At 44.9% G+C, this 18,356-nt stretch carries 8 protein-coding genes; 1 reads left to right on the top strand and 7 read right to left on the bottom strand.

The window, feature by feature from the left end:
• Nucleotide 1: 1 nt before the first annotated feature.
• Both GV030_RS00125 and GV030_RS00120 read right to left on the bottom strand, forming a co-directional pair.
• Nucleotides 2–1,234 carry a parallel beta-helix domain-containing protein gene (locus GV030_RS00125; RefSeq protein WP_159578575.1) on the bottom strand — a complete coding sequence of 411 codons (1,233 nt, stop codon included), beginning with the start codon at nucleotides 1,232–1,234 and terminating at the stop codon, nucleotides 2–4.
• 47 nt (nucleotides 1,235–1,281) lie between these two features.
• A complete protein-coding gene (locus GV030_RS00120; protein ID WP_159583526.1) occupies nucleotides 1,282–2,601 on the bottom strand; it encodes an AarF/ABC1/UbiB kinase family protein in 1,320 nt (439 codons plus the stop codon).
• 100 nt (nucleotides 2,602–2,701) lie between these two features.
• Between GV030_RS00120 and GV030_RS00115 the strand changes: the two genes are divergently transcribed.
• Nucleotides 2,702–4,816 carry a prolyl oligopeptidase family serine peptidase gene (locus GV030_RS00115; RefSeq protein ID WP_159578573.1) on the top strand — a complete coding sequence of 705 codons (2,115 nt, stop codon included), beginning with the start codon at nucleotides 2,702–2,704 and terminating at the stop codon, nucleotides 4,814–4,816.
• A gap of 6 nt (nucleotides 4,817–4,822) precedes the next feature.
• Here GV030_RS00115 and GV030_RS00110 read toward each other — a convergent pair whose 3' ends face one another.
• The 5 genes from GV030_RS00110 to GV030_RS00090 form a co-directional block, all read right to left on the bottom strand.
• On the bottom strand, nucleotides 4,823–5,482 hold the full coding sequence (locus GV030_RS00110) for a TetR family transcriptional regulator C-terminal domain-containing protein (RefSeq protein ID WP_159578571.1): 660 nt from the start codon (nucleotides 5,480–5,482) through the stop codon (nucleotides 4,823–4,825).
• Nucleotides 5,483–5,780: 298 nt separating this feature from the next.
• Nucleotides 5,781–12,593, bottom strand: a complete 6,813-nt coding sequence (locus GV030_RS00105; RefSeq protein WP_159578569.1) for a cadherin domain-containing protein — start codon at nucleotides 12,591–12,593, stop codon at nucleotides 5,781–5,783.
• Nucleotides 12,594–12,691: 98 nt separating this feature from the next.
• Nucleotides 12,692–13,771, bottom strand: coding sequence for a TIGR03032 family protein (locus GV030_RS00100; RefSeq protein ID WP_159578567.1), 1,080 nt, complete (start codon nucleotides 13,769–13,771; stop codon nucleotides 12,692–12,694).
• Between the two features lie 83 nt (nucleotides 13,772–13,854).
• Entirely contained in the window at nucleotides 13,855–15,705 is a 1,851-nt protein-coding gene (locus tag GV030_RS00095; RefSeq protein WP_159578565.1) for a T9SS type A sorting domain-containing protein, read from the bottom strand.
• Between the two features lie 18 nt (nucleotides 15,706–15,723).
• Nucleotides 15,724–18,330 carry a tail fiber domain-containing protein gene (locus tag GV030_RS00090; RefSeq protein WP_159578563.1) on the bottom strand — a complete coding sequence of 869 codons (2,607 nt, stop codon included), beginning with the start codon at nucleotides 18,328–18,330 and terminating at the stop codon, nucleotides 15,724–15,726.
• Nucleotides 18,331–18,356 lie beyond the last annotated feature (26 nt).

Raw genomic sequence — 18,356 nt, 5'->3', positions numbered from 1 at the left:
TCTAAAAAATAGGATCAACGAAGTTTCCCACACAGCTGAACCGCCCCAGGTCGGTGGTGAGATTTTCAAAATCATTCGCAGCATCCAGGTTGGCGAACTTCACATCTTCCTGCTCCACACACAGCGCAAAGTCAGACCCATCCGGGGAGATTCCGTCCCAAGCAATATCGGGTGTAACAAATGGGAATTTCATAGTAAACAGCAAGCCGAAATCATTCTTCCACGTAGGAAACCAGAAGCTATTCTTGTAGACATTATTGTGTATGTAAACTTCATTAGGATAAGGATCGTAGCCTACATCCTTTTTGGACTTTTCTATGTTTTCGTTCAACTGTGACTCCTCAGCTGTAGCCATTGCTTCCACCAGGTCATAGCTGGCTATGGCCGTACCTATAGTCCGATTGTCTGCGATGAGGTTATCGAAAATCTCAATGTTTCGGGTGGCCAAAAGCATGACACCAGTGCCGGGAGGAACGGTAGCCACCACATTGCCTTTCGGTGCAAAATTTCTGAAATTATTCTCATAGATGTTATTGCTAAACACCCTCGTGGTGTGGCCATATTGGGTAAGGCCGGGGAGATCAAAAACAAGGACCCCACCAGTGTTGTCATGGGCATGATTTCCATAGATTTCCACCCATCGGGAATTCTCACTTTCTATGCCTGCCACGTTGTAGTAGGCTTCGTTGTTTCTGATGATCACACTGTCTGATTGCCCTACATAAATCCCCGCATCGGAGGCCCCGATAGCAATACAATTTTCTACCAGCACATTGCTGGATAGGACGGGGTAAAATGCATAGGCCCCGTTAGATTCCTCTGGGGTACCAGTCCACTGCGACTTAACGTTTCGGATGGTAATTCCCCTGGTATCTGTGACCTTGATATTATCACCCTTGGCATTCTCTATTGTGAAATTTTCAATGATAATGCTAACTCCATTAGCAATTTTAAGGCCTTCAGCACCCTCTTCCTGCATCTCAAAAGAGAGAATTGTTTTATCTATACCTTGCCCCTTGATAGTCAGGTATTTATTACCATCCACCAAAAGTGATTTTGTAAACATAAAGTGGCCTTCTGGCAGTTCTATGACCGCACTATCTCCAGCTGTGATGAGCTGAGTTTGCAAATCTCGCTCAATAGATTGCCATTTTTCGCCCAGCTCCAAAACACTGGGATTATCACATGAAATGAGGGCCATGGCCAATGCAAAAATCAGGTATGTTGTCTTCATTCTCAAAAGATAGCTAAACCCTAAGGATAAATGAAATGACCACCGAATTACTTCAACCAATCAGGTTTACTCGTACGGATTTTGGCTCCCAGCATATTGAGAAGCTGGTACAATCCAAAGTATGTGCGATTGATATAAAGACCGTGTCTCGAACCTCTGGCATGTCTGGAGTTTCGAAGCTCCTTCATACTTCCCAGTCGTTCACTGAGTTCGTAAATTTTCTTAAAATATGCATCATCCGAGAAGTCGAAAAAATCAGTATGAAAGGGGCGACCAAGAAGTCCCATCATCTCCTTAAATAGGGATACATAGAGTTGTTTCTCTTTATCAGAGTCGTCAGCATAAATGAAGCTCAAATCATAAAGAACCGGTACCAATTCCAGATCGTCCTGAAGAAGGCATTTATTCATCAATTTGAAATAGGCCGTATAGAAATCCTCCGGGATTTCTTTTACACATCCAAAGTCGATGATACCTAAAGTTCCATCGGGCCGCATTAGGAAATTTCCGGGATGCGGGTCCGCATGAACGGCCTTGATATGATGGATCTGATGATGGTAGAATTCCCACATAGCCTGCCCTATCTGATCCCTGATTTCCTGTGTAGGATTGGTGGTCAGAAACTCGCGAATGTGCTGCCCCTCCAGCCAGTCCATGGTGATGATGCGAGCAGCAGAGTGCTCTTCATAATACTGCGGGAACAACAAGTTTGGTATCGCCTGACAAGCCTCAGAAATCCGCTTGGATCGGGAGACCTCTAGCTCATAATCGGTTTCTTCCAGCAGTTTACCTTCTACCTCATCCATATACTGATCCAGCTCTCGCTCGTTCAGTCCAAAGAGCCGGAGAGCAAATGGTTTGACCAGCTTCAGGTCTGACCGGACGCTATCTGATATGCCCGGATACTGGATCTTTACAGCAAGTGTTTTATCTCCCAAAGTGGCCTTATGCACCTGACCAATAGATGCTGCATTTACAGCGCTTTTGGAGAAGGAATTAAACCGTTCCGTCGGTGCCATTCCAAAGTATTTCTGAAAGGTCTTTACTACCAAAGGATAAGACAATGGCGGTGCGCTATACTGACTCATGGCAAACTTATCCTGGTAGGCTGTTGGTAATAAATTCTTATCCATGGACAGCATCTGAGCTACCTTCAGGGCGCTGCCCTTAAGCTCACTGAGTGATTCATAAATATCCTCTGCATTGTCCTGATCCAGCTGCTCACGGGAGGCATTTTTATCCATGATCTTTCGTCCATAGTGCTTCACATAGTTTCCTCCAACCTTGGCGCCTGTTTTCACAAATTTGGCAGCCCTTGACACCTTACCCACCGGAATTCTTCCTTGCTCTTTCATATCTCTGTTAATTGCAGGTAGAACTTACCGTGTATCTAAAAGGTTGGATTATTTTGAAATAAAGTTTGAGGGAATCTACCTTACTTAACTGTTTGAAAAGAAAATGCTTAACATGCTCAGACTACCCTACCTGCCGTCACTTCTACTCTCATCAATTATCCTGACCTCTTTTTCTATCAATAGTCAAAGCCTGGAATACCCGCCAACAATCAAGCGACCTACCATCAATGAATATCATGGATACCAGGTAATGGATGAATACCAATGGCTGGAGGAGATCGACCGGCCAGAGGTACGGATATGGGTGGAGGCGCAGAATGACGTATCTCAAAAGCATCTGAGGAAGCTTGCCAACCGGAACAATACCATCAATATGCTCAATGAATATATGTTGCAGAAAAAACGATGGAATACTTACGCCAATATCAACTTTAGCAGCAACCATGAATCCAATTATCGTCTCTTCTATGATGATGACCTCTCTGCTCCCAGCATTTACTATCGCGAGCGATCCTTTAACGACTATCGGGTACTGGTTGATCCCAAATTCATTTCAAATAACGACCGAATCGTTATCGAGAATTTCGCGCCATCGAAGGACGATCGATACCTGGCCTACCTCTACAGTAGGAATGGAAGTGACTGGCGAGAGATCAAAATTCAATCTACGGAGGGAAGTGTTTCTCCACCAGAAATTCTGACTGGGGTTAAATTCTCAAACGTCAGCTGGCTAAACAATGGGTTTTTCTATAAAAAGTACCAGCAAGGTGCTATCACAGATCAGACCTTGGATTCGGAAGTCTACTACCACCGACTTTTCACAGAGCAGGAAGATGACTCCTTAGTTTTCAAAACCAATTCACCCTATGATGACTTTCAACTGTCTGGCACCTATCAGCAGGACATGTACGTACTAGAAATTCACAACCCAATCAAGAACCAGTATAGTTATCTCTATTTTGATCCGACCAGTGATATAAAGGCTTTCAGGCCTCTGCATTATAAGGTCAATTATTCCCTTGAGTTTATCGATTTCAAGCATGGGCATTTGTTTATGGAAGCCACCATCCATAACAAATCACAAATTATCGCCTTCACGGCTCAGAAACCCCTGGAGATTAGAAGGGTCACGCCCGAGTATGAAGACGCCCAGATCACGGGATATGAGCTCATGGATGACAAAATAGTCGTTTCCTATCAGGCATTGAGTAAGCCATTTATGACCGTGGTGGATTTGGAAGGAAACATTCTCAAGGAGGTAGACCTACCCGGGGGTGTTTCTGTCTCCAATATGAGCTACCAAAAGGCTTCAGGAGATTTCATTTTCCTGCTACAGTCCTTTACCATACCGCCTGTAGTGTGCAAGCTTGATCTTAACAACTATGACTACAGTGTGGTGGAGCGTACAGGAGTCAATTTCGATTTTCAATCCTTCAAATTCTCCACCCAATACTTCCCATCCAAAGATGGCACTATGATTCCGATCTTCATCGTCTATAAGAACGAACTCAAAAAAGACGGAAAGACTCCATTTCTTCTCTCTGCCTATGGTGGTTTTGGTGTGATCAGCAACCCTCACTATGATCCAGGGATTATTTATTTTATCGAACAAGGAGGAGCTTTTGCCTTTGTGCACGCACGTGGGGGCGGCGAACTGGGATTCGATTGGTGGAAAAATGGCAGGCTCGATCAAAAGCAAAACACCTTTGATGATGTGATTGCAGCAGCTGAATACCTGATTGATGAAAAGCATACCCAACCTGCAAAGTTGGGCTTCATAGGCAGCTCCAACGGCGGGCTCGTGGCAGGGGCCGTACTCACTCAGCGTCCTGAACTGTTCGGAGCGGTGGTGATAAAAGTTGGCGTGTTGGACATGCTCCGCTACGAACGTTTTACTGTTGGTCCGAAATGGGTAAAGGAGTTTGGGTCAGCCTCGGACTCCTTACAGTTTCTCAACCTGGCCTCCTACTCTCCCTATCATAACCTAAAAGAGGGTATTGAATATCCACCCACCTTGTTGGTGACAGCCCATACCGACGACCGGGTACCACCACTTCATTCCTTCAAATTTGCAGCTGCTTTGCAAGGCCTTTCAGGTAGTAATCCGGCGCTATTGTGGACACAACAAGGCACAGGCCACTCTGGAGCCGCTAATGTTTCCGAGAAAGTAGAAAACAAAGCCTTTGTCTATGGATTCCTTCATGAGCACTTACTCAGGAAGGATTGATGGGTTTTACTTGTTTTGGAAAAGAAACTTTGCAAAATCAAGCATCGAATCCAAAGGCCCTTTGCCTACCAGATCGAAGGCCAGGTTAACAGACTTCTCAATGGCCGCATCTGTCTTTTCAAAATCGGAGCTATCATCATTGACCCAAAACCGGGTAATAAACAGAAAGTGAAGCCAAAAGGCTTTTTCGTACTGATTGGTAAATGGCCGTTCGGCTACTTCCGTGGTATCCTTTCCTTCGGTAACTAAATCATTCACATAAGACTTAAAATGTGGCTGTACCCCCTCCAGAAAATAAGGGTTAAGTTCCTTTCTGCTGATCTCCTCGAAGCGCTTCAGCACGAAGCTTCGATTATTTTTGAGAATTTCCAGCCAGGTAAAATAAAAACCCAGGAGTTTCTCCCTCACGGTGTACTCTGCGTAGGCTGGATCTTCTTCTATGGTTTTGATGGTTTGTGCAAACCAGTCACTCCAAATGGTTCGTTCCAGTGCTTTGAAAGAATTAAAGTATGAGTAAAACTGTGCCTCAGTGCTTTTCAGATCCTTTGCAAAAGCAAAAACTGAAGCCGGATTGGAGCCGTGCGTAAGTACGTGATCCATATAAGCCAATTTGAAGTCCTCCTGGCTTAATGACTTTTTTCTTGTTTTGGTGGCTGTCTTTTCCATAAAAGGATAAACCTGAAGCACTCGAAATTGTTGGGGAGATTAAAAAAAACAATTTGAAAATAAAAAAGCCTCCCAAGAATGAGAGGCTTTTAACCAGCGGTGAACAGATACAGAAGTATTCTCTGAATTGTTAAGGCTAAGATAAAGGAGTGTGCCTCCGGTGACAATACCCTATTTATGGTATTTTTCGATCCCCTGTTTTAGGTTATGTGTCCTAAATGAGCCAAAACAGCCTTTTTTAAAACAAAAGGTCCCGAAAGCCAGCGCTCTCGGGACCTCAATATTGAACATATTACCTTTATTTTTTACCTACTTTTATCTGCTGCCTGAAAGTGCCGGACTCATCTGTGAAGACGATGAAATAGACCCCACTTGAAAAAGTAGTCAAATCTATCTCAGTGCTCTGAACGCCCATAGCCGGATTAAGGGCCTGTTCGAACAGTTTTACACCCGATACATCCAAAACCTCCATTTTGAGATCATTAAGTTTTCTGTAAACGAAAAACTCTGCCTTCAGTACGCCAGCCGTAGGGTTGGGGTATAGCTGGAGATCTTTCAAATAAGGCTTCATGGTGTAAAGCACCTCAGTGGCCTCTACAACGATGCCATTTTCTGTAATGGTCGCTCTCAGTTGGAATTTTTGATTCTCCTTGTCTCCACCGATGATAAACTCGATATCTGAATTAGGATCCATAGGCACCCCGGGATACTGAATATTCAACAAGTATTTCCCTTCAGGAATACCTTCGAAATTGAAGACGCCTTCATCATCGGACTCCACATAGGCATACAGTTCGTAAATATCCTCTTCTGTCCTTCCAGCCCTCACAAATCGCCTCATCGAACAACCAGCTCGCTTCACCTTTCTTCGGGAATCTATACGATCATCTTCCCCTCCTATCACGTCCTGAAAGTCAGACTCAAGGGTTCCCACAAAAGAGGCACCACCCGGTGTAGGCGTCTTCTCATCATAAAACACCATCTGAATGTCTATTCCCTCAGCTTCTTCATAGAGGAAGAGCGTGTCTGCCTTGTCCCAATCACTCGTGCTCACATAATAAGTCTGTAATACGTCCGGAAAGACTGTTCGATTGGGCTTAACCAAGAGAACAAAGTCTCCAAGCACCACATCCTCAATCACATAAGTCCCATCAGAAGCCAGCGCGGCACTGTCTGTGATCTGGAAAGGCCCATCAAAAATCCTGAAGATATCCACTTGTCCATTGTTCAGCACAGTTCCCTGGGAGTTGGCAAATACCTTCCCAAAAACATCCGTTGCAGCCCATATGGAAAATCGTCTGGTATTCAATGTCAAATCAGGAAGCAATGGATTTTTGACTTCCAGAGAATAACGCCCCATGCTATTGATATCAATGTCATTGATCATATGAGTCATGGAGGTGGCACCAGGGATACTCACATCCTCCAAATACCACTGATAACTATTCCCTGCATTGGTTTTCACCTCGGCGATAGACACCTGATAATCCTCTCCCGCTGGAATTGTATCCTGTCTGGCCACACCATAGCGTTTCTGAGGTGCGTAAGTATATGATGTTAAACTCACATTTTTCAAGAGGTCTGTAATACCTAACCGGTTGTTGGATAGGTTGAGTGATGGATTCCCGGAAGATGAAACATTGGGGAAGCCATTAATCTCATTGCCACTCAAATCAATCACCGTCAATCCGGTTAAATCAGCAAATGACTCAGGAACACTACCAACAATATTGTTATTAGGCAACCTTAGACCTGTTACACGACCTCCGGTGACCTCCACACCGGACCAGCTGGCAGATACAGTATTGGCACTGCTCCAATTGGCGCTAGCTGTCCAGTTGGCACCATTGGTGGCAGCAAAGAACTCAAGAAGTGCGGTCTTATCCCGCTCAAGAGTAGTCACCCTCACTGAAATTTCCGCACCTGCGGACAGCTCTCCATCGGACACATTAATCGTCAGGCTGAAATCAGGGTTGACATCAAAATCAATCGCTGATGAATTACTAACGGACAAATTACCCGTGCTGGCATTGATGGCAAAAGCGTTGCTCACGTTACCATCTACAATCGTATATGTCAATGCATCCTCATCAGGATCTGTTGCTTCGATCACTCCCAAAGAAGCACCGCTAGCGCTGCCCTGCTCAACTCTGAAAACCTGATCTTCAATCTGAGGTGATTCATTGATATCAAGTATGCTCACCGTAATGATGGCCGTGGTGCTTTCGGTCTGATTAGTAGCTTCCACTGTGAAGGACATTTCAGAAGCCTCTTCAAAGTTGAAGGCCGAAGCGTCGTTTACCACCAACTCATTTCCATTGACAATGGACACCAGTCCATTGTCATTCCCGGCTGTTATCTTAATCTCTAAAGGAAGTTCCCCAGGATCTGTAGCCTCAATCACCCCGATCAGTGCTCCCGCTTCTGGGTTTTCCGGGATTTCAAAAGTTTGGTTGGCTATCATTGGTGCAGTAGACTCATTGAGATCGTTGATATTGATGGTGACCGTAGCCTTGGTATCAAATTCACCATCCGACACTTGTACTTCGATAGAGATGCTTTCCTGCAACTCAAAATCGAATAGCGCACTGTCCGCTACTGTTAATACACCTGTCTCCGCATCGATCGTCATTGCCCCATCGTCTCCCGAGGATATTGTAAAGGTAAGCGCGTCGCTTTCCGGGTCACTACCCAGCACAGTACCTATCACGGCACCAGTTGGCGAATTTTCGTCTATTGAGAAACTCTGGTTGGATATTTCAGGGGCCTCGTTGAGGTCATTGATATTGATGGTGACTATAGCTGTTGCATCAAATTCACCATCTGAAACCTGAACCTCTATTGAGATACTTTCCTGCAACTCAAAATCGAATAGTGCACTGTCTGCCACCGTTAATACACCAGTCTCAGAATCGATCAGTATTGCCCCATCGTCTCCTGAGGATATTGTAAAGGTAAGCGCGTCGCTTTCAGGATCGCTACCTAGTACGGTGCCTATCACGGTGCCATTTGCCGAATTTTCGTCTATTGAGAAACTCTGATCAGATATTTCAGGGGCTTCTTGGAGATCGTTCAAGTTAATAGTGGCAGTTGATGTGACTGTAAATACACCATCGGAAGCCTCTATGCTAAAGACGAACTGCGGGGTAGATTCGAAATCCAGTAGTGAACTATTTGCCACTGAGAACTCTCCATTTACTTCATCAAAGCTAAAGGCCATGCTTTCATTTCCCGAGATAATGGTAAAGGTAACGGCATCCTCTTCCGGATCGGTAGCTATTAATGTCCCGGCAGAGATCCCGTTTGCTATGTTTTCATTAATGGAAAAAACCTGATCGGTGAAAACCGGAGCTTCATTGACATTATTCAAGTCTATGGTGACTGAATTGCTGGATGAATTGTTTAAGTCTGCAACCATCACCTCCAGGACAAACTGGGTATTTGACTCATAGTCAAGCGCCGAGGAATCATTCACAGATAATGCACCTGTAGACGGATCCAGAGCAAACGCCCCACTTTCATTTCCAGACATTATTTGAAATAAAATATTGTCCTCCTCTGGATCAGTAGCTTCCAAAGTGCCCACAAGTGTACCGGACGCCACATTTTCATCGATCGCAAAGCTATAAGGCGCTAGGGACGGAGCCTCATTGATATCGTTAATATCTATGGTCACTGTACTCATGACACTATTGGTGCCATCAGAGACAGATACTTCCAGGATATATTCAGCCACAGTTTCAAAATCCAACTGAGTGGAATCCAATACACTGATCATTCCCGATGAAGGATCAATGGCAAACACAGCTGATTCATTGCCAGAGGTAATGCTGTAGGCCATGGCATCCTCATCAGGGTCAGTAGCGTCTACAGTACCCACCTCTGTTCCATTAGGCACATTTTCATCCACCGAAAAAGTGTAATCAATTACTGTGGGAGCATAATTAAAATCACTCACATCAATGGTGATGATGCCAGATACAGAGGAAGTGCCATCCGATACATCCACATTAAGCACATATTGTGGTGTTGTGGCAAAATCTAACTGAGTGGAATCCAGTACTGAGATTTCTCCAGAATTAGAGCCAATCTCAAATGCTCCGCTTTCGTTTCCAGAGGAAATGGTGAACAGCAGGGTGCCCGACTCAGGATCAACAGCTGCCACCGTACCTACCACCTCCGCATTGGATGCGCCCTCGGAAACGGTAAAACCCTGATCTGTCACAATCGGCGCTTCATCGATATCCACCAAATTAATGGTGATAGTATTGGAAGATGTATTATAACCGTCTGACACATCTACTCCCAGGCTAAACACCGCAGTGGTTTCATAGTCAAGGGCGGCAGAATCCAATACGGTCAGGATCCCTGCACCACTAAGTGAAAATGTGCCACTTTCATTCCCTGAAGAAATGGCAAATGAAATAGGTTTTCCTTCCGGATCACTGGCAATAACTGTCCCCACCCCTGAGCCATTGGGACTGTTTTCGTTAATGGTGAAAGTCTGAGCTGATATAATAGGCGCCAGATTTGGCAATTGATTAAAAAGGAACCTTACCCGCCCATATTCCGGACTTTCGGTCACAAACAAATCAATGTCTCCGTCTCCATCCACATCTCCAACGGCGATGCGATGGGAAGAATAAGGCGCCGGCATCACTTCCACAAAACCACTACCGGTGTTCTCCATGAAAGTATCGCCATAATCCGAACTTGCGAAAACAATATCCTGATCACCGTCATTGTCAAAATCTGCAAAATTCGCATCTGTAATCCCTGCCTTATTGGACAACACAACATCCTGGACCACCCAGGAAAAAGCAAGGGTATCTGATCCATTATAAGCAATTCTTTGCTCATAGGAACCAGGCCAATTAAATGCGATCAATAATTCATAATCTCCATCACCATCGAAATCAGCGGTATCCAGTGCCACTACAGAACTTCCTCCGTCAGTTACATCTTGCTTCTGAGTAAAAAAAGTGGCATCTCCATTGGTGTTCTCAAAAACGCTCACACCAGAGTACCCTGTTCCAATAACCACATCATTGACTCCATTATTGTCCACATCAAAGATCAGAATACTTTCAACTTCAGAATTAGCCACTGAGGTCTCAGAAATAGTGGTTGGAGAAAAATTACCACTTACAAAATCATGGATTTGCAGATACTTGGATGAATAGTCTTCCTGGCTGACAATGGCCAGCTCCAACTCTGGATCTGCATCCAGGTTAGCCAGAGCCATTACATGAATCTCAAAAGAGTATGAGGACATTAATACTTCCACTGGAGCCAATGGAGAAAATTTACCGTTGGAAAACTCAAATGGATAAACAGATGTGTAATAATACTCATCCCCCATATGAGGCTCTCCGGCAAAAACCAAGTCCAGGTCACCATCATTATCAATATCTCCAATGGCCACCAGAGGAGAAGCGAATCCCAGGGAGTCTGAAAGATTTTGTGATAAGGTGAAATTACCTGACCCGTCGTTAACCAAAAACTGGCCGATTTCATTACCAATGGCATCCAGGTCGCCATCACCATCCACATCCACCAGCTCAAAATTATATGCCCAAATGGGCTGAACCAGATGGTTAGTCACCACATTAAAGTTTCCACTTTCTACATCAAACTGAAATGCCTCTAATTCGTTAGTTGCGATCAGGTCATCATCCCCATCGTTATCAAAATCTCCTGCGACAAAATCCTCGAAAGTACCGACACTGGCAGAAAGAGTGGCTAATGAAGTTGAGAATGCATTTGTCCCAAAATCAAACACCTCTGTGATCTCCGAATAGGGACTAAAAATTTCAGTGCTCTGTACCAGCAGTTCTAAATCGGCATCATCATCAAAATTGGCCACCGAAAATCCGTTTAATGAGCCATTGACCACCACCGCATTAATCGGCCCAAAAGATCCAGAGCCATTATTTAGGCTTACCCCTACCCGATCATTATTAGGGTGATCAATATCAAGGCCCACTATCACATCCAGATCACCGTCATTGTCTACATCGGCTATTTTAATGTCATGAAAGAAACTGTCGGAGTACCAAATATTCAAATTTATATCAAACCTGGTGACCACCGAAGTGCCAAACCCACCAGATCCATCATTCAAAAACACCTCAAAGGCCTCGTAATAGGAAGCATTGTAATAGTTGGCCCCAAAATAGCTATCCGGCATGGTCAGTATATCCATGTCACCATCACCATCAAAATCCCCAAGTCGTACCACGTCAGAATTCGTGCTGTAGGTTTGGTGATAAAATGACCTTGGAAGTGTCGCTCTGCTGAAGCCAGTTCCCGTGTTGACCAAAAACTCATATTTAAACGATCCGGTACCATACCATGGAGCGGTCAATACATCCAGATCACCGTCATTGTCCATATCTCCAATCTGCAGCGTACGGATGTAATTGGAATCATCAAAAATGATCGAATCTCCCTGGAAAGTTCCAGAGCCATCATTCTCCAGAAAACGAATACGAGAACTGGAATATCCCTTGATATCTTCAAGAATTAATAAATCAAAATCGCCATCTGAATCCACGGTATCAGCCACTGCTGCCCGAAATCTGGCATCGGAGGCCGGGGTGAAATGAAACCGTTCGAAATTAGCAGAACCGTCATTTACGTAAAGGGCATGCTCGGTATAACCAAACCCCACAAAATCAATATCTCCATCATTATCAAAATCGGCAGCTATCTTCTCTTTCAGCACCAGTCCATCACCCAAATACGGACCTGCACTCAGATCGGATGCAGTATCCCCCTGCACCATCATGTTGGGAGCCATTTGGTACTCTACCAGATCATTTCTCCTGTGATACCATGAGTTGTAGTCTGTATAAGAACCTCTGGCTTTGGATTTGAAAGAGGCGGCTGTGGTAATAATCCCAAAAGCAGCTGCCAGCGCCCAGTGACGAAGGCTTAAGCTGGAATGGATTCCCAGCTGACGCTCCAGCTTTCGCAAACGATCCACCAACAGGTGAGCCGATCGGTCGGAAGTGGCTTGAGCTGACTTTAGTTTTTTCAGAAATCTGCTTTTCAGTTTTTGATAAGCGGATTTCCTACGGTTTTGAAGACAATTGGCGAGTGATTTCAAAATAGTTATATTTTTACTAAGAATAATCCTAAAATTGGGCGAAATTTACGCATAATTTCGCATTAATACAATTATGGGAAAGGCCATCCCGGTAATCTTCATGATTTCTTATCATCGGCCTCTGTCCAAAAGACCTGGTCGGACGTAACAATGGTCTGCTGATGCACGCCTTTATCCATGTTAAGTACATTTGGCCTCAAAGTATTGCGCAGTGCTTTTACCTCAAACAATTCCTCTACGGTGTTATTATATACGATAAATCCAACCTGCTGACCTGATGGTATATAGATGATACTGACGCCACAATGGACGGACTCTTTGGCGATAGGTGCTTCCTTAAATAAGGAACTGCCCTGCCGGAGGCGGGACATGGCCACGAAAAGATAATCACCAACCCGATCCATTCCCCTCAGGAAACCATTCAGCTTGGTCAATACATCATACTTACCAGTCTGAGGATCTACTTTTACCACTTCACCGGTAGCTGATAATAGCATAAACAACCCGTCAGGATATAGTCTTGGACTGTGGGGAACAGGTAGATCGTTCATGATGATTTCATTGCTCTCTACATCCATCAGAATGCCCGAAGTAAGCATCCCCTCCTTCCATCCACGTGGTGTGTTGGTGGCTCCCAGGGCCGTTACGTATTTGGGTTGTTCATTTTCCAGTGCCATCCCATTGAGGTGACACCTGTCTTCGGGCATTAATTCGGAAACAAAATGGGGTTTCCATACCGGTTTGAAGCTAAACTCGTCGCTGTTCACCATCAGGCAACAAAACAGTGTGTTGACGGCAATCAGTTTGTCCTTTGCCCAGCTCAGATCATGGATGTCCAACGTACCCGTATTATAACTTACACGAGGTACATAAAGCGCATCGTAGGTATTGGGGTTGGGTTTGTAATTTGCTGCCAGCCCAGGCGCATTAGAGGTAACCAATAGCTGATCCCTTGTAGCAATGGCCCACTTATTGCCGCTAATGGCCATCCCCATGGGTCGATTAAAATTTCGAGGCAACTGCACCAGACTATCCTGATCCTTGGGTGAGAAAATAATCACCTTACCAGTCTGGTAAGTGCTAATGGCTAAGGAGCATTTCAGCCCTTGTAAAAGCTCTGGAACATTAGGGCTAAAACGATAACTAAATGGAGGTGGTACATTAGGCGATTCTTCCATGCCGCCAAGATAAAAAAAACGCCCCGATAGTTATCGGGGCGGCAGTTAAAATTACAACCTAAAATAAAAATAGACTGAAACAGTTATTTCCTACCCACCTTCACTTGCTGCCGGAATGTACCTCCTTCATCCGTAAATATGAGAAAGTAAACCCCTGCCTCATAGGTGGTCAGGTCAACCCGGGCTGTTTGAATTCCCATCTTTGGGCTCAACTCCTGTTCCATGAGCTTCACCCCCTTCACATCCACCACTTCCACCTTCAAATCATTCAGCTTTCTGTATACCAGAAAATCGATGGAAAGTACTCCCTCAGTAGGGTTTGGGTACAGTCTGATATCTTTCAAGTAGGGCTTCAGTGAGTATAAAACCTCATTAGCTTCCACCTGTATCCCCTGATCCGTTATCGTTGCCACGAGTGAGAATCTCTGATTCTCCTTATCGCCGCCCACAACAAACTCAATATCTGAATTGGAATCCATGGGTACACCTGGATATTGAATATTTAACAGGTACTTGCCCTCCTCAACTCCTTCAAAATTGAACCTTCCTTCATCATCGGATTCGACATAAGCATATAGTTCATAGATATCCTCCTCGATCCCCCTACCACTCCTCACAAAACGACGCATCGAACAAGCCGCCCGCTTTACTTTCCGTCTCGCATATATCCTACCGTCCTCCTCATCCACGATCGTCTCATCCAGCTCTGAAAAGAGCTCTCCATCGAAATTAGCTCCTGTCGGCACCGGAGTAACCTGAGGTTTGAATATCATATCAATGTCAATGTCATCCGCTTGCTCTCTCAAAAAGAGCGTATCTGCATCGATCCAGTCATTATTACTGATATAATAAGTCTGCAATACATTCGGGAAAGTCTCGGGGTTATTTTTCACCAACAATATGAAATCTCCGAGCACTACGTCTTCAATTACATAATTACCCTCCGAGTCTATTACCGAGCTATCGGACAAGGTGAATGGTCCATCAAAAATTCGATAAATTTCAACCTGACCATCAGTCAGTAAGTTGCCCTGATCATCAGCATAGACCTTCCCATAGATATCTGTAGCCGCCCATATGTTTTGATTTCGAGTCTCAATCTCCAAATCGGGCAAAGCCGGATTGGTTACCTTCAGCCGGTATGCGCCCATGTTGCTGTAGTCAATATCGGTCAGCATCAGGCTCGTTTTATTTGCACCCGCCACCTCTACAGCCTCATCCGGTTTGGGGAAATCATCAAAAAGCCACTGATAGACATTCCCTTTACCCGGAACAGTGGCAACCAGCTGGTAAGCTTGTCCGGCCTCTACGGTATCACTTTTAGTAAAACCATAGCGCTTTTGCGGAGCATAGCTGTAATCTGCTATGTTCTTGTTTTTAATCAGGCTCTCAAATCCCAATCGATTTTCCTCCACCTTTAATGTCTCCAGGTTGGGCATTCCCGAGAGGTCAGGCAATTTTCTGATCTGATTATTAGAAAAATCTATATGTTCTAATTTTGCCAGGTTTTTGATCAACTCGGGCACTTCATTCTGCAAGTTGTTAGAAGGCAGCATAAGTGCAGAAACCCGCTGATTGGTGATTGTAACTCCAGCCCACTCACCAATATTTTCGGATACTAACCATCCCTCGTTGGTAACCCAGTCAGCCCCCCCGAGTGTTTCATACAGTGCCGCCAAAACTGCCGCATCCTTTTCCAAACCGAAAGAAAGAATAATGTATTTTCCTGGCATAAAACCTGAATACACAGCCTGGTTACCCCCGAGTGCTAGCTCACTACTGGCGGAAGGGTCCCCTGATACTGCCAGTGTACTGAAATTACCTCCGGTGGCCACACCGCCCCCAAGAGACTGCACATGCGCTGTATTGGCAAACTGGGAAAACCCAAAATGACCAATACCTATGAATAATATGATGTTTAAAAATCGTTTCATATTCATCCTGTACTTCTCCTATCGGTTCTGACCGATTGTTGTAGCTTCAGACTCTTTCGTTGGGCTTAAGAGTAGTTCCCTGATAGATGCTATCTCCGATCTGAGCTGTTCTATTTCGGATGATTTTGATGATGCTGCAGACAGCTCTGCCTTCATTTTAGCATTCTCATCTGCCAACATGTTCACCTTTTTATCCAATTCCTTGATGGCCTCCACCAGCGATGATACTAATACCGCATAATTGACAGCTTTGTATCCATCTTCATTTGTTGTAACCATTTCAGGATATATCTCTTGCACTTCCTGCGCGATAAAACCAATGTGCTGTTCATTCGAAGGGTCACTTTTCCACTCAAAGGTCACCCCACGAAGAGATTTGATTTTCTCAAGGGAGTTCATCTGCGTCTGTATATTATCTTTTAGTCTCTGATCCGAAGTTTGCACCACAGTCTGTCCGGAAATAGTCCCTGAGACATCAATGTCCCCACTCCCCCAAAGATTAACATAGGTGGAGTCACTGTCATGAACAGCTATATGACTCTGAGCTACAGGATTGCTATCGGCAGAGAAATCAGTACCTCCGTACATTCTAATACCACTGCCTGGCACGGAGGATAAGAGCGTAATCTCTCCGCCCTGTACACCATCAGTGGCGGATGATTCTATAGTCACCATATTAGTAGCATCTGCCGAGCTAAGGGTGAATTGCGCTCCGTTATTGCTACCGTTGCTACTCAGACTCACGGTCTGAAATGAGGCTCCATCAACCGTATTGAACATATTAATCGCACCAGCATCATAAGTACCATCCGAAAATACGTCTAGTCCAATGTTTGGAAGTGCCCAGGAACCTCCATCAGATTTCGATCCCAACAATTCCATTTTCGCAAGGTCATTATTTTCCCACTGTTTACCCCCCATGATCACGTTTGGTGTATTGGTACCAAAGAGTATCATTTCACCACTCACGCCTGAAGGGTCTGTACCTCCCGCATCATTATTCGCCCCAACCCGCATAATTCCCTTCACGTTATTATCAACATCTCCTAAAGGCCCTAGTAACTCCAATCTGCCAGCCGTACCCAGAGAGCCTACTGAATCTACCTGGAGCACTGCTCTTACGTCCCAATTGCGATCATTGCCACCATGGAGCTCCAAAAATCCCAGGTCCTGCTCACTCACTCCCAAAGAAATAGCAGCACTTTGACCATTTATGGCACGGGTACTCGAATTCATATTGAAATAAGGAACCTCACTGCTTTGTCCATTCAAACTGGCACCGAACTCCACCAAGGTCGTAAACGGATCTTCTGATGACCCCTCCATGATGAAGTAGGGTAGCCCATTGTTCCATGAGGCCATTCCTGTGTAGGTAGCGCCAGTAAAAACCCCACTCTGATCATAACCGGCCAATTGCATAAAGCCACCGGTGTTGCCCTGGTTACCAAACCATCCTGCTACCTTATGATTAGCATCGTAGGTATAAAGGTTACCCACCCCTTTGGTATTCACAAACAAGCGAGCTCCCTGATTTCTTAAAGAGTCATATAAACCGATATATCCACCATATCCTGAATAGGAACTTCCTACAATCACTTTCGTGGAATCGTTGGCTCCATAAAGCACGAGACTACCAGCATTGGTCGGTTCATATATATTGAGGTGGGTTCTCAATTTTCCCTCGGCATTCAAAAGTTTGATATCTGTAGCTTCAATGGAATCTGGAACTCCAGTAGATGAACCTCCAGAAAAAGGCTCGCCATTGACCATCAATTCTCCATTGACATTCACATTACCATCAAACCAACCGGCCCAGTTCTCCACGCCTGCCTCAGCTATACCATGAACACCATAGTTAATCCCCGGGCCCAAAGCACGGCCTAATACTCCTTGGTTTAGGATGGTATCGGAGCCATTGTTCACTTCAGCCCAACCAGCTACTCCTATGTTATCAACTCCCTGGGCTCCATACGCGCGGCCCCAAACCCCGGTATTGCCCCAGATGTTGTCTCTAGCATACCCAACAGCACCATTGTTATATGAGCCCGTACCATAGCCCTCCGAGCCATCTCCAGCACCTCTGGCTATCCCGAAGGTACCCCAGTTAGTGGCCCCTTCTCCATTGGCGTAACCATATACAGCATAATTGCTTCCAGCTCCTGTGGCTTGCCCATAGAGGGCATAAGAATCATCATCCATCTCCGCGATCACTTCTGCAGCTGCAAAACTCGATCCCGCGGATCCTGATCTGTTGACAGTCAGGGCAGGCTGATCAGTGGTCCCATCATATGTGTCCGTAAATACTTTCTGCTTATAGGGTTGATAGATGGTAATGGGGCTTAAACTTATCTCTCCTACGGATATGATCAAGCTTGCTTCATCGGAAGATTCAAACAGGTCGTCTGGTAGAGGTGTGATGCTCCCCAGTACCACACTGTAAAAACCATCGAGAATAGACACACTCGAATGTGTTTCAGTCCATTCGGTAGATTCAAAACTAAATGTAAGGTCCTTCGTACCTGTAACAGGCTCATCATTTTCAGTGAGTTTTCCCTGAAAAGGAATCTTCTGACCATAGGATGAAAGTGTAAAACATAAGGCAAATACTAGTGACAGATATTTCATAATTACGCGTTGTATATATTAAAGAA

The sequence above is a fragment of the Marinoscillum sp. 108 genome, assembly GCF_902506655.1.
GTDB classification, from domain to species: Bacteria; Bacteroidota; Bacteroidia; order Cytophagales; family Cyclobacteriaceae; genus Marinoscillum; species Marinoscillum luteum.
The sequence above is the reverse complement of the archived record's forward strand: the minus strand, read 5'-3'. Positions and strand labels throughout refer to the sequence as shown.